Here is a 13,714-nt window from a genome sequence, read left to right on the forward strand (position 1 = left end):
GCGCCTGTGCAACAAGCGCAGTCAGGGTCGTTTAAGGCATCACCGGCGGCAAATACTTCAACGTCGTCCCCAGCGCCCACAACAGAAACAACACCAGCGGCGTGTGCACCAGCAACTGCACAAATGAAAACCCGATCAGATCCCGTGCCTTCAGCCCCAGCACGCCCAGCAGCGGCAGCATATAAAACGGGTTGATCAAGTTCGGCAGCGCCTCAGCCGCGTTATAGATCTGCACCGCCCAGCCCAGGTGGTATTGCAGGTCATTGGCCACTTGCATCACGTAAGGCGCTTCAATAATCCACTTGCCACCGCCCGACGGGATAAAGAAGCCCAGCACCGCCGAGTACACGCCCATCAACAGCGCGTAAGTGTCGTGGGAGGCGATGGAGGTGAAGAACAACGAGATATGGTGCGCCAGGGTCTGGCCGTCACCGCCTTTCACCACGGTCATCAACGCGGCGATCGAGCCATACAGCGGGAACTGGATCAACACGCCCGTGGTGGTCGGCACGGCACGCGCCACCGCATCAAGAAAGCTGCGCGGACGCCAGTGCAGCAGCGCACCGACCATGATGAACAGGAAGTTATAGGTGTTCAGCCCCGAAATCGCACTGATCGCAGGTTTGGTCGAGAACTCATGGAACAACCAGCCAGCCGCCAGCAAGGCCAGCAAGATGGTCAGCAGCGGGCTGTGTTCCAGCCATTCGCCCGGACGCGTCGGCGGTTGTGGTTTAGGCATATTGAAGGCCGGGTCGACACCACAGGCCTTGGCATCACGCGCACTATTGGGGCCGGGTGCGGTGGCATAGGCGATGATCAGCGACACCACGATCAGCGCCAGTAACAACACGCCCGATTGCCACAGGAAGATGGTCTCGGTGAACGGGATCATCCCGGTAATCGACAGGATCGACGGCGGCAAGCTGGCCGGGTTGGCCTGCAACTGCGCCGCCGACGACGACAGCCCCAGTGCCCACACTGCGCCCAAACCCAAATAAGCCGCAGCCCCGGCGGCGCGGTAATCCATGCGCAAATCCGTGCGACGGGCCAGGGCGCGTACCAGCAAACCGCCAAACACCAGGGACAAGCCCCAGTTGAGCAAAGAGGCGACCATGGAAATCAACGCGACCCACGCCACGGCCGAGCGGCCATTCTTGGGGATACGTGCCAGACGGTCGATCAGCTTCACGGCGGGCGGCGAACTGGCCACCACATACCCGCCGATCACCACAAAGGCCATCTGCATGGTGAACGGGATCAGGCTCCAGAACCCGTCGCCAAAGGCCTTGGCGGCTTCGGTCGGCGCGGCACCCATGCCCAGGGTCGCCACGGCAACAATGATCACCGCCAGTGCGGCAAACACCCAGGAATCCGGAAACCAGCGTTCGGCGAAGTTGGAACAGCGCAGGGCAAATCGGGCATAGCGGCTTTCTTCGATAGCATCGGCCACGAGTCTTTCCTCTTGTATTTATTATGGGTGTTGGCAGTTTTACGGCATGTTCCGCTACAGGCATTGATATGGGAATGCAGTTATCTTCATCGATCCATGAGGAAAACAAATATATCTGTCGCGATTGCCATCACTGGGCGCAGCTCATAACCTGCACGCCATTTTGTTTGTCTGCCGAGCCTTTACATGACTGCCACCTTTTCCCCACGGGCGCAGCGTTTTTCCCCTTCCGACTACAAAACCCTGGGCCTGGCCGCCCTCGGCGGCGCGCTGGAAATCTACGACTTCATTATCTTCGTGTTCTTTGCGCTGACCCTCAGCCAATTGTTCTTCCCGCCGGAAATGCCCGAATGGCTGCGCCTGCTGCAAAGCTTCGGCATCTTCGTCACCGGTTACCTGGCGCGCCCGCTGGGCGGCATTCTGATGGCGCACTTCGCCGATCACCTGGGGCGCAAACGCGTGTTCAGCCTGAGCATCCTGATGATGGCCTTGCCGTGCCTGCTGATCGGGATCATGCCCACCTACGCGCAAATCGGTTATTTCGCCCCGCTGATTCTGTTGGCCCTGCGCGTGCTGCAAGGCGCCGCAGTGGGCGGCGAAGTGCCGAGTGCCTGGACCTTCGTCGCCGAACACGCACCGCGCCACCACCGAGGCTACGCGCTGGGCTTCCTGCAAGCGGGGCTGACCTTCGGCTACCTGCTCGGCGCACTCACGGCCACCTTGCTGGCGCAAATCTTCACCCCCGCCGAAATCCTCGACTACGCCTGGCGCTTCCCGTTCCTGCTCGGCGGCGTGTTCGGTGTGATCGGCGTGTGGCTGCGCCGCTGGCTCAGCGAAACCCCGGTGTTCCTCGAAATGCAGGCTCGCCGCCAGGCCGCCGCTGAAATGCCGTTGCGCACCGTGCTGCGCGACCATCGCGCCGTATTGCTGCCGGCGATGATCCTCACCTGTGTCCTGACCTCGGCAGTCGTGGTGTTGGTGGTCATCACGCCAACCATGATGCAAAAAACCTTTGGCATGAGCCCCAGCCACACCTTCGCCCTGAGCGCGCTGGGTATTGTCTTCCTGAATATCGGCTGCGTGCTCGCCGGTTTGCTGGTCGACCGCATCGGCGCCTGGCGCGCAGTGCTGGTCTACAGCCTGTTGCTGCCGGTGGGCATTGCGGTGCTGTATGCCAGCCTGATCAGTGGCGGCGTGTGGCTGGGCGCGGCGTATGCCGTGGCGGGCTTGAGTTGCGGCGTGGTAGGCGCGGTGCCGTCGGTGATGGTCGGTCTGTTCCCGGCGCAGGTGCGGGTGTCGGGGATTTCGTTTACCTACAACATTGCCTATGCGTTGTGGGCGAGTACAACGCCACTGTTGCTGATCGCGTTGATGCCGACCAGCCCGTGGATTTGCGTGGGGTATTGCGTGGTGATGGGCGCGGTGGGCGTGGCGAGTGTGGCGCTGTTTGGCAAGCGCCACACCTTGGCCGCCTGAGGGTCAGGTCAAAAAGTGCCAGAGCAGCAGCGTACCGACCAGCCCGACCACCGAAACAATCGTCTGCAACACCGACCACACCCAAATCGTCTGCTTCAGCTGCAAACCAAAATACTCACGCACCATCCAGAACCCAGCATCGTTGACGTGGCAAAAGAACACCGAGCCCGCGCCAATCGCCATCGCTACCAATGAGCTTTGGGTTGCGGCCAGCCCGGCCATCATCGGCGCGAGGATACCCGCCGTTGTGGTGGTCGCGACCGTCGCCGAGCCGGTAGCCTGGCGCAGGGCCACGGCGATCAGCCAGGCCAGCAGCAGATACGGCATGTGCGCGCCTTCGGCGACCTTGCTGATGGTCTGGCTGACGCCGGCGTCCAGCAGGGTTTGCTTGAGGCCGCCGCCGGCGCCGATGGTCAGCAGTAATACGGCGATGGGCGCGAGGGCTTTGCGCAGGGTGTTGCCGACTTCGGCACGTGGCATGCCGGCGGCCCAGCCCAGGCAGATAACGGCAGCGATCACGGCCAGGCCGAGGGCGATCAGCGGTTCACCGAGGAACTTCAGGGTCAGGCCGACGGTACTTTCGGCTGGCAACGCGACTTTGGCCAAGGTGCTGCCGAGCATTAAAATCACCGGTAACAAAATGATCAGCAGCGACACGCCAAAGCTCGGCTGGCGCGGCGCCTTGGGCGGTGCGCTGAACAGCGCGCCGATGTCGGCCGGCTCATCCACATGCAGACGCTTGGACAGCCAGTTGCCATAGAGCGGGCCAGCGAGAATCACTGCCGGCACCGCCAGGCAGAAGCCCAGCAGCATGGTCAGGCCCAGGTCGGCGTGCAACGCGCCCACCGCAATCAACGGCCCCGGATGCGGTGGCATCAGGGCGTGCAGGGTGGTCATGCCCGCCAGCGCCGGGATGGCAATTTTCAGCAATGGCTGGTTCGAACGTTTAGCCATCACGAAGATAATCGGCACCATCATCACCAGGCCGACTTCGAAGAACAGCGGCAACCCAATCACCATGGCCACCAGCGCCATCACCCACGGCAGTGACTTGCCTTTGCCCAACCCAAGCAAGGTGGTGGCGATGCGGTCGGCCGCGCCGGATTCGGCCATCAGCGCGCCGAGCATCGAGCCCAGGGCGATGATGATCCCGGCTTCACCGAGGATCGCCCCAGCGCCTTTGCTGAAGGCTTTGGCGACTTCTTCCGGCGGCAGCCCGGCGCCCACACCGGCGATGAACGTACCGATCAGGATCGACAGGAACGGCGGCAGTTTGGTGGCGCTGATCAACACAATGATGCTGGCGATGGCCAGCAGAACACAAAACATGAGGCGGGTGTCGTGAACCATCCACGCGGCAGTCGATAACTCCAAAACGGGACTCCTTATCGAACAGGTTGGCTAATTTGTTTCTTTTTGTTTCCTGCTCGAAAAGCATACCTGATAGAAATGCCGCAGCGCATGCATGGGCGATTTTGGTGCGATCAATCTAACGATGAGCTGGCGGGCGAGTGACAAGTTTGCAAGGTATGCGCGGGAATTTGGCCTATAGCTCTATGATCAACGGACTACACACCACGAGGACATGCCATGAGCGCAGGACACAGCCACGCCCAAGTACGCGCCGGCCACGAACGCAAGTTATGGATGGCCCTGGGGCTGACCGGCAGCTTCATGATTGCCGAGGTTATTGGCGCTTTTGTCACCGGCAGCCTGGCGTTGTTGTCCGACGCCGCGCACATGATGACCGACGCCCTGGCCCTGGCGATTTCCCTGGTGGCCATTCAGGTCGCCAAGCGTGCGGCCGACCGCAAGCGCACTTTTGGTTATGCGCGTTTCGAAATCCTGGCGGCGGCCTTTAATGCGCTGCTGCTGTTCGCCGTGGCGTTTTACATCCTTTACGAGGCTTATCAACGACTGCAGGCGCCAGCCGAAATCCAGTCCACCGGCATGCTGGTGATTGCGGTGCTGGGGCTGATCGTCAACCTGATCTCCATGCGCCTGCTCAGTGCTGCCAGCGGTGAAAGCCTGAATGTGAAGGGCGCTTATCTGGAAGTCTGGAGCGACATGCTCGGTTCTATCGGCGTGATCATCGCGGCGGTGGTCATTATGTTTACCGGCTGGGGCTGGGTCGACTCCGTGGTGGCGGCGGCGATTGGTTTCTGGGTGTTGCCACGCACCTGGACGCTGCTCAAGGAAAGCATGAACGTACTGCTGCAAGGCGTGCCGGACGGCATGGATATCGATCAGGTTGAGCAGGCCATTCGCAGCGTGCCTGGAGTCAAGGACGTACACGACCTGCATATCTGGGCGCTGACCAGCGGCAAGAATGTGCTCAGCACGCATTTGGTCGCGGATCCTTCCCAAGGCACTGAGCAACAAATCCTCACGCGGGTGACGGAGTTGCTGCACGAACAGTTCGATATTTCCCACGTCACCTTGCAGGTCGAAGGCGAAGGTTTTCATCACGACGACCCTGACGAGGTGCACGCTTGAGGCTGTGCCTTTCGGATTTGTAATCTTTGCTCCACCGCTCTGATAAGTCGCGAAAGCTACATTGCCCCCGCTGGTAAACCTCAGCGAATTCATGGGCGTGGAACTCTCGTTATGGCACTTTCGTTTAGAACATTTTTGGGGGGCGCAGCGTTGTGGGTAGCGGCGAACGCTGCCCAGGCGCAAACCCTGACTCTTGATTCAGCCCTGCAAACCGCCTTCGCCAACAACCCCGACCTGGCCGCCGCGCAATGGGAAATCGACATTGCCCAAGGCGGCCGCCAGCAGGCGGGCTTGATCCCCAACCCAGTGGCTTCCTGGGATGCCGAAGACACCCGCCGCAACTCGCGCACCACCACCATCAAACTCAGCCAGACCTTGGAACTGGGCGGCAAACGCGGTGCGCGCATTGATGTGGCAACACGCGCTCAGGATGCCGCCGCGTTGACCCTTGAGCAGCGGCGCAATGGCCTGCGCGCCGATGTGATCGACAGCTACTACGGCGCCCTGCGTGCCCAGGAGCGCCTCGACCTGGCGCAACGCTCAATGGCCTTGGCCGAGCGCGGCCTGGTGGTCGCCAATGGCCGCGTCAAAGCCGGCAAATCGTCGCCGGTAGAAGCCACTCGCGCCCAGGTGCAGTTGTCGGAGATCCGCCTGGAACTCAACCGCGCACAGATCGGCCTCACGGATGCCTACCGCCGCCTCGCCGCCAGCACCGGCAGCGCCAACCCTGATTTCCAGGCGGTCGCCACGCAAAGCCAATCCGCACCACCGTTGCCGCCCTCCGCACCCTTGCTGGCGCGCCTGGAGCAAACCACCGAGTTGCGCCTGGCCGAACTGCACATCCAGCAAAGTGAGGCCAGCGTGGGCCTGGAAAAAGCCCAGCGGATTCCCGACCTCGATGTGTCGATCGGCAGCCAGTACGACGCCAGCGTGCGTGAACGTGTGAACGTGGTGGGTGTGTCCATGCCGATCCCGTTGTTCAACCGTAACCAGGGCAATGTCCTTGCCGCCAGCCGCCGCTCCGACCAGGCCCGCGACCTGCGTAACGCTGTCGAACTGCGCCTGCGCACCGAGACCCGCCAGGCCCTGGACCTGTGGCAAACCGCCGATACCGAAGTGCGCGCCTTCAACCAACAGATCCTGCCCGCCGCCCAAAGCGCGGTGGACAGCGCCACCCGTGGCTTCGAGATGGGCAAGTTCAACTTCCTCGACGTGCTCGACGCCCAGCGCACCTTGATCGCCGCACGCACCCAATACCTCACGGCGACCGCTCAGGCCACCGATGCCTGGGTGCGCATCGAACGAATTTACGGCGACCTCGCCCGGTTTTGATTTTTTCTGGAGTCCTCTATGAAACATAAACATGGCGTGGCGCTGGCCGTCGCCCTGGGCCTGATGCTGTCTGGCTTTGCCGTCGCCGATGAAGAGGAAGGCGCACTCGAACTCACCGAGCAGCAGATTCAGGCTGCCGGTATCCAACTCGCCCAGGCACAACCGCGATCGATCAGTACAGTGCTGACGCTGCCGGGGGAAGTGCGTTTCGACGAGGACCGTACCTCGCACATCGTCCCGCGTGCGGCCGGTGTGGTGGAGGCGGTGAAGGTCAACCTTGGCCAGTCGGTGAAGAAAGGCGAGCTGTTGGCGGTCATCTCCAGCCAGCAGATCTCCGACCAGCGCAGCGAGCTGGCGGCCAGCGAGCGCCGGGTCGAATTGGCGCGCACTACGTTCCAACGCGAGCGCCAATTGTGGAAAGACGAAATCTCCGCCGAACAGGATTACCTGCTGGCGCGTCAGACCTTGCAAGAGGCCGAAATCGCCCTGAACAATGCGCGCCAGAAGATGACTGCCCTCAGCGGCAGCGCGGTCCTGGTTGGCGGCAATCGTTATGAACTGCGTGCGCCGTTCGCCGGCGTAGTGGTGGAAAAACACCTCGGCGTCGGCGAGGTGGTCGGCGAGACCAGCAACGCCTTCACGCTCTCGGACCTGTCCCAGGTGTGGATCACCTTCGGTGTGTTTCCCAAGGATTTGAACAAGGTCCGGGTCGGCAAACCGGTGAAGGTCACCTCCACGGAAATGGACACGCAGGTGCAGGGCACCGTGGCCTATGTGGGCAACCTGCTTGGCGAGCAGACGCGTACTGCCACCGTGCGCGTGACCGTGCCCAACCCCGATGACGCCTGGCGCCCGGGCCTGTTTGTGACGGTGCAATTGGCCACCGATACCTACCAGGCCAAGGTCACCGTGCCAGAAACCGCGATCCAGACCGTCGAGGACAAACCCTCAGTGTTTGTGCGCACTGCGCAAGGCTTTATCACCCGTCACCTCGAACTCGGTGTGAGCGAAAACGGCTACGTCGAAGTGCGCCAGGGCCTTGAGGCCGGGGCGCAGGTGGCCACTGTCGGCAGCTTCATCCTCAAGTCCGAACTGGGTAAAGGCTCGGCCGAGCACGCCCATTGATCCTGCGAGTGATTCCCCATGTTTGAGCGCCTTATCCAATTCGCCATCGAGCAGCGCATCATTGTGCTGCTGGCGGTGCTGTTGATGGCCGGTGTCGGCATCGCCAGCTATCAGAAGTTGCCCATCGACGCGGTGCCTGACATTACCAACGTGCAAGTGCAGATTAACTCGGCGGCGGCCGGTTTTTCGCCGCTGGAAACCGAGCAGCGCATTACCTTTCCGATTGAAACCGCCATGGCCGGGCTGCCGGGTTTGCAGCAGACGCGTTCGCTGTCGCGTTCGGGGTTGTCCCAGGTGACGGTGATTTTCAAAGACGGCACCGACCTGTTTTTCGCCCGGCAATTGGTCAATGAGCGCCTGCAAGTGGCACGCGGGCAACTGCCGTTGGGCATCGAAACCGCGATGGGGCCGATCTCCACCGGCCTTGGCGAAATTTTCCTGTGGACCGTCGAGGCCGAAGACGGCGCGCGCAAGGATGACGGCACGCCCTACACGCCGACCGACCTGCGCGTGATCCAGGACTGGATCATCAAGCCGCAACTGCGCAATGTGCCGGGCGTGGCCGAGATCAACACCATCGGTGGTTTCGCCAAGGAATACCAGATAGCCCCGGACCCCAAGCGCCTGGCGGCCTACAACCTGACCTTGGGTGATCTGGTCACGGCGCTGGAGCGCAACAATGCCAACGTCGGTGCCGGTTACATCGAGCGCAGTGGCGAGCAATTTCTGATCCGTGCGCCGGGTCAGGTGGCGTCGATTGATGATATTGCCAACATTGTGATCACGACCTCGGACGGCACGCCGATCCGCGTGCGCAATGTGGCGCAAGTCGAAATCGGCCGCGAGTTGCGCACCGGCGCGGCCACCGAAAACGGCCGTGAAGTGGTGCTGGGCACGGTGTTCATGTTGATCGGCGAAAACAGCCGCACCGTGTCCCAGGCGGTGGCGAAGAAACTCGAGGAAATCAACCGTTCGCTGCCCGCCGGCGTGGTCGCCGTGACGGTCTACGACCGCACCAACCTGGTGGAAAAAGCCATCGCCACCGTGAAGAAAAACCTCTTCGAAGGCGCGCTGTTGGTGGTCGCGGTGTTGTTTCTGTTCCTGGGCAATATCCGCGCGGCGCTGATCACGGCGATGGTGATTCCGCTGGCAATGTTGTTCACCTTTACCGGCATGTTCACCAACAAAGTCAGCGCCAACCTGATGAGCCTCGGCGCGCTGGACTTCGGCATTATCGTCGACGGCGCGGTGGTGATCGTCGAAAACGCGATCCGCCGTCTGGCCCATGCGCAGCAGCGACATGGGCGGTTATTGACGCGCAGCGAGCGCCTGCATGAAGTGTTCGCGGCGGCCAAGGAAGCACGGCGTGCGCTGATCTTCGGGCAGTTGATCATCATGGTGGTTTACCTGCCGATTTTCGCCCTCACTGGCGTGGCCGGGAAGATGTTCCATCCCATGGCGTTTACCGTGGTGATTGCGCTGCTGGGCGCGATGATTCTGTCGGTGACGTTCGTGCCCGCCGCGATTGCGCTGTTCGTGACCGGCAAGGTCAAGGAAGAAGAAAACCTGGTGATGCGCACTGCGCGTCGGGTCTATGCGCCGGTGCTGGATTGGGTCATGACGCGCCGTTCATTGGTGTTCGGTTTGGCGGTGTTGACCATCGTCGCCTCGGGCGCGGTAGCGAGTCGCATGGGCAGCGAGTTTATCCCCAGCCTCAGTGAAGGCGACTTCGCCCAACAGGCTTTGCGCGTACCCGGCACCAGCCTGTCGCAATCGGTGCAGATGCAGCAGCAGCTGGAAAAAATACTGATCGCCCAAGTGCCGGAAATCGAGCGCGTGTTTGCGCGCACGGGCACGGCGGAAATCGCTTCCGACCCGATGCCGCCGAACATTTCCGACAGCTACGTGATGCTTAAACCGAAGGACCAATGGCCAGACCCGAAGAAGTCCCGCGAGGCGCTGATTGCCGATATCCAGCGCGCCAGTGCGATTGTGCCGGGCAGTGCGTATGAACTGTCGCAACCGATTCAGCTGCGGTTCAACGAGCTGATTTCCGGGGTGCGCAGCGATGTGGCGGTGAAAGTATTTGGCGATGACATGGCGGTGCTCAACAAGACCGCCGGGGAAATCGCCGAGACCTTGCAAAAGCTTGATGGTGCCTCGGAGGTGAAGGTGGAGCAGACCTCCGGCCTGCCGGTGCTGACGATCAATATCGACCGTGACAAGGCCGCACGTTTTGGCCTGAACGTGGGTGATGTGCAGGACACCATTGCCGTGGCCGTGGGTGGGCGCCAGGCCGGTACGTTGTACGAAGGCGACCGGCGTTTTGACATGGTGGTGCGGTTATCCGACGCGTTGCGCACCGATATCGAAGGCTTGTCGCGGCTGTTGATTCCGGTGCCGGCGTTGGCCGGGAGTGCGGCGGGGCAGTTGGGATTTATTGCGTTGTCTCAGGTCGCCAGCCTGGACCTGGTGCTCGGCCCGAACCAGATCAGCCGCGAGAATGGCAAGCGTCTGGTAATTGTCAGCGCCAACGTGCGCGGGCGTGATATCGGCTCGTTTGTCGAAGAGGCCGAGACGGCCATCAGCACCCAGGTGAAGGTGCCCGCCGGTTACTGGACCACCTGGGGCGGCCAGTTCGAACAGTTGAAGGAAGCCTCCGAGCGTTTGCGCATCGTGGTGCCGGTGGCGTTGCTGCTGGTGTTCGGGTTGCTGTTTATGATGTTCAACAACCTCAAGGACGGCTTACTGGTGTTTACCGGGATTCCGTTCGCCTTGACCGGTGGCATCATGGCGTTGTGGCTGCGCGATATTCCGCTATCGATCTCGGCAGGCGTGGGCTTTATCGCGTTGTCCGGTGTGGCGGTGCTGAACGGCCTGGTGATGATTGCCTTTATCCGCAACCTGCGTGAAGAAGGCCGCTCGTTAGCGCTGGCGGTCAACGAAGGCGCTCTGACGCGCTTGCGCCCGGTGTTGATGACGGCGCTGGTAGCGTCACTTGGATTTATCCCCATGGCACTCGCCACCGGCACCGGCGCCGAAGTGCAGCGGCCGCTGGCGACGGTGGTGATCGGCGGAATTATTTCCTCTACGTTGCTGACCTTGCTGGTGCTGCCGGCGCTGTACCAGTGGGCGCACCGCAAGGAAGAATGACGCGTGTGAGCTGAGCGGGCTTGATACTGAAATCACCAACGCTCCCACAGTGGATCGGCTTTGTTGCTTAGGTCTTGGTCAGCAGGGCCATCGCGTCGAACGCAGATTTTGCCAGCGACAAAGCTCAAATGTGGGAGCTGTCGAGCCCCAGCGAGGCTGCGAAGGCGGCGGCACAGGCGAGAATAAGGTGCCTGACCCACCGCTTTCGCAGCCTCGCTAAAGCTCGACAGCTCCCACAGGGGATCGGCTTTGTTGCTTAGGTCTTGGTCAGCAGGGCCATCGCGTCGAACGCAGATTCCACCAGCAACAAAGCTCAACTGTGGGAGCTGTCGAGCCCCAGCGAGGCTGCGAAGACGGCGGCATAGGCGACATATAAGTTGCCTGACCCACCGCTTTCGTAGCCTCGCTAAAGCTCGACAGCTCCCACAGGGGATCGGCTTTGGTTTGAAGTCCGCATTCCCTATTCAGGCAATACCCGAGGAAACACCAGGCGAAACAAGGTAAAGCCACCGGGCAGGCTGCGCACATCAGCCTGCCCCTGGTGCAGGGCCATGATTGATTGCACGATGGCCAGGCCCAGCCCGGTGCCGCCTTCGGTACGGGCGCGGCTGCTGTCGACGCGGTAGAAACGTTCGAACAGGTGCGGCAGGTGCTGCGCCTCAATCCCCGGGCCGGGGTTGCTGACCGACAGCGCAACCTGATTGCCATAGGCCTCCACCAGCATTGAAATATGCGACTGCGCCGGGCTGTGGCGAATGGCATTGGACAGCAGGTTGGACAGGGCACGTTGAATCATCAGGCGATCGCCCTGTACCTGGGCATCGCCGCTGAGGGTCAGGGTCAGTTGTTTGTCTTCGGCACTCAAGGCGAATAAATCCATCACTCGATGGGCCTCTTCTGCCAGCGACACTTGGGTAAATGAGCCTCGCGCGGCCGGATGGCTGACCTGGGCCAGAAACAGCATGTCGGAGACGATGCGCGCCAGGCGTTCGAGCTCTTCGGTGTTGGACTCCAGCACTGCTTTGTATTCCTCCGGTGGCCGCTGGCGGGACAGCGTCACCTGAGCCTTGCCCATCAGGTTGGTCAGTGGCGCGCGCATTTCGTGGGCAAGGTCGTCGGAGAACTGCGACAGCTGTTGCACGCCCGCGTCCAGGCGGTCGAGCATCACGTTGAAGCCATGGGCCAGTTCGCCCAGTTCCTGGGGCAGGTTGTCGATGGATAAACGGTGGGTCAGGTCCTGGGTGGTGACCTTGGCCGCCACATGACTGAACTGCTTCAGTGGCGCGAGCCCGCGTTGCACCAGCCACCAGGCGCCCATGCCGATCAGGATCAGCAGCATCGGCAAGGCAATCAACGTGGCGCGCAGGTAGGCACTGAGCAACGCCTGATCGTCCATGCGGTCCAGCGACAGCAGTACGCGCACCCGTTCGCCATTGGCCAGACGCATCAGGCTGGAGGCGCTGAGCACCTGGTTGCCATTGCTGTCGGCCCAATTGAGGTAGCCGAGGGTTTCCCTGGGGGTGAAGTCCGTCAGCAAAGGCTCCTGGGGCTTGGCGCCGATGCTCAGCAAGACGCTTTCATCCGGTGCGGTGCCGACGATGGTCAGGTAGAAATTGTCGTGGCCGATCACCAGGTCCATCAATGAGTGCGGGCGGGCGCGGATGCGGTTGGCATCCAGGCCTTGGGCCAGGCTGTGCTGGATCTGCTCCATCTTGCTTTCCAGGTTCTTGCGCGCCAGCTTTTCCAACTCGTGGGTCAGGGCCACGTACGCCAGGGTCGCCAGCAACAGCACCAGGCCGGCGCCCATCAGGCTGACCGTCAAGCCGAGGCGCATCGACAAACTCCCGGTTCTCATCCACGTGCCTCCAGCACATAACCCACGCCGCGAATGGTGTGGATCAGTTTCACTTCGCTCTGGTCATCGACCTTGGCCCGCAGGCGGCTGATGGAGACTTCCACCACATTGGTGTCGCAGTCGAAATTCATGTCCCACACCAGCGAAATAATCTGCGTGCGGGTCAGTACTTCGCCGGTCTGGCGCATCAGCACCTGCAGCAGCGCAAACTCCTTGGTGGTCAGGTCGATACGCCGGGTGCCGCGATAGGCGCGATGGCGACGCGGGTCCAGTTCCAGGTCCAAAACGCGGAACACGTCCGGCTGGGGGATATGCTCACTGCGCCGCAACAGGGTACGCACCCGCGCCAGCAGCTCGGGAAACTCGAAGGGTTTGACCAGGTAATCATCGGCGCCCATGTCCAGGCCCTTGATCTTGTCGGCCAGGCGGCCACGGGCCGTCAGCATCATCACCCGTTGTGTGCCATTGCGGCGCAATTGCTCCAGCACTTCCCAGCCATCCTTGCCCGGCAGGTTGACGTCGAGGATGACCAGCTCATAGGCGTGCTGCCCGGCCAGGTGCAGGCCGTCGATGCCATTGGACGCGCAGTCCACCACATAGCCGCTTTCATTCAGGCCCTGTTGCAGGTAGTCGGCGGTTTTTTGCTCGTCCTCAACCACAAGGATACGCATGGGGGGTTACCTTTTACTGAGGGATAAGGGCTCCATTTCCTTATGGAATCAGGTGTTTTGGGAGTAGGAAAAGTCTGAACCGTGAAGTAGCTTCAGGGTCAACTGCGACCATTGGTCGCTGCTAAACCTGCCCGCAAAAAAAAACGCCCCGAGGGG

Annotated in this window: 9 protein-coding genes; 5 read left to right on the plus strand and 4 right to left on the minus strand. The window is 61.6% G+C overall.

Annotation, left to right across the window (positions count from 1 at the left end; genetic code table 11):
- Positions 1–31: 31 nt before the first annotated feature.
- Positions 32–1,450, minus strand: a complete 1,419-nt coding sequence (locus tag HBO23_RS00085; protein ID WP_074854380.1) for a TIGR00366 family protein — start codon at positions 1,448–1,450, stop codon at positions 32–34.
- 186 nt (positions 1,451–1,636) lie between these two features.
- Here HBO23_RS00085 and HBO23_RS00090 point away from each other — a divergent pair, with 186 nt between their 5' ends.
- Positions 1,637–2,926 (plus strand): MFS transporter, encoded by a 1,290-nt coding sequence (locus tag HBO23_RS00090; RefSeq protein ID WP_170036117.1) that lies wholly within the window; start codon positions 1,637–1,639, stop codon positions 2,924–2,926.
- A 3-nt stretch (positions 2,927–2,929) separates the two neighbouring features.
- Here HBO23_RS00090 and HBO23_RS00095 read toward each other — a convergent pair whose 3' ends face one another.
- Positions 2,930–4,300, minus strand: coding sequence for a gluconate:H+ symporter (locus HBO23_RS00095; RefSeq protein WP_170036119.1), 1,371 nt, complete (start codon positions 4,298–4,300; stop codon positions 2,930–2,932).
- A 216-nt stretch (positions 4,301–4,516) separates the two neighbouring features.
- Between HBO23_RS00095 and HBO23_RS00100 the strand changes: the two genes are divergently transcribed.
- From HBO23_RS00100 to HBO23_RS00115, 4 genes are all read left to right on the plus strand, one after another.
- Positions 4,517–5,422 (plus strand): cation diffusion facilitator family transporter, encoded by a 906-nt coding sequence (locus HBO23_RS00100; protein WP_017134522.1) that lies wholly within the window; start codon positions 4,517–4,519, stop codon positions 5,420–5,422.
- 111 nt (positions 5,423–5,533) lie between these two features.
- Positions 5,534–6,754 carry a TolC family protein gene (locus HBO23_RS00105; RefSeq protein ID WP_170036121.1) on the plus strand — a complete coding sequence of 407 codons (1,221 nt, stop codon included), beginning with the start codon at positions 5,534–5,536 and terminating at the stop codon, positions 6,752–6,754.
- An 18-nt stretch (positions 6,755–6,772) separates the two neighbouring features.
- On the plus strand, positions 6,773–7,879 hold the full coding sequence (locus HBO23_RS00110) for an efflux RND transporter periplasmic adaptor subunit (RefSeq protein WP_170036123.1): 1,107 nt from the start codon (positions 6,773–6,775) through the stop codon (positions 7,877–7,879).
- 18 nt (positions 7,880–7,897) lie between these two features.
- The gene (locus tag HBO23_RS00115) at positions 7,898–11,032 is read left to right on the plus strand and encodes a CusA/CzcA family heavy metal efflux RND transporter (protein WP_170036125.1); all 3,135 of its coding nucleotides are present in this window, start codon (positions 7,898–7,900) and stop codon (positions 11,030–11,032) included.
- Between the two features lie 460 nt (positions 11,033–11,492).
- On the opposite strand, the gene HBO23_RS00120 is transcribed toward HBO23_RS00115, so the two are convergent.
- Both HBO23_RS00120 and HBO23_RS00125 read right to left on the minus strand, forming a co-directional pair.
- Positions 11,493–12,887 (minus strand): heavy metal sensor histidine kinase, encoded by a 1,395-nt coding sequence (locus HBO23_RS00120; protein WP_170036127.1) that lies wholly within the window; start codon positions 12,885–12,887, stop codon positions 11,493–11,495.
- Positions 12,884–13,558, minus strand: coding sequence for a heavy metal response regulator transcription factor (locus HBO23_RS00125; protein WP_017137677.1), 675 nt, complete (start codon positions 13,556–13,558; stop codon positions 12,884–12,886). The genes HBO23_RS00120 and HBO23_RS00125 overlap by 4 nt, the downstream gene beginning before the upstream one ends.
- Positions 13,559–13,714: the final 156 nt, after the last annotated feature.

The organism is Pseudomonas sp. WS 5532, assembly GCF_012985445.1.
Lineage (GTDB): Bacteria > Pseudomonadota > Gammaproteobacteria > Pseudomonadales > Pseudomonadaceae > Aquipseudomonas > Aquipseudomonas edaphica.

Excerpts from the sequence above, each read along its gene's own strand:
- HBO23_RS00120 (WP_170036127.1), bottom strand. The coding sequence starts at position 12,887 with ATGAGAACCGGGAGTTTGTCGATGCGCCTCGGCTTGACGGTCAGCCTG.
- HBO23_RS00125 (WP_017137677.1), bottom strand. The coding sequence starts at position 13,558 with ATGCGTATCCTTGTGGTTGAGGACGAGCAAAAAACCGCCGACTACCTG.
- HBO23_RS00115 (WP_170036125.1), top strand. The coding sequence starts at position 7,898 with ATGTTTGAGCGCCTTATCCAATTCGCCATCGAGCAGCGCATCATTGTG.
- HBO23_RS00090 (WP_170036117.1), top strand. The coding sequence starts at position 1,637 with ATGACTGCCACCTTTTCCCCACGGGCGCAGCGTTTTTCCCCTTCCGAC.
- HBO23_RS00110 (WP_170036123.1), top strand. The coding sequence starts at position 6,773 with ATGAAACATAAACATGGCGTGGCGCTGGCCGTCGCCCTGGGCCTGATG.
- HBO23_RS00105 (WP_170036121.1), top strand. The coding sequence starts at position 5,534 with ATGGCACTTTCGTTTAGAACATTTTTGGGGGGCGCAGCGTTGTGGGTA.
- HBO23_RS00100 (WP_017134522.1), top strand. The coding sequence starts at position 4,517 with ATGAGCGCAGGACACAGCCACGCCCAAGTACGCGCCGGCCACGAACGC.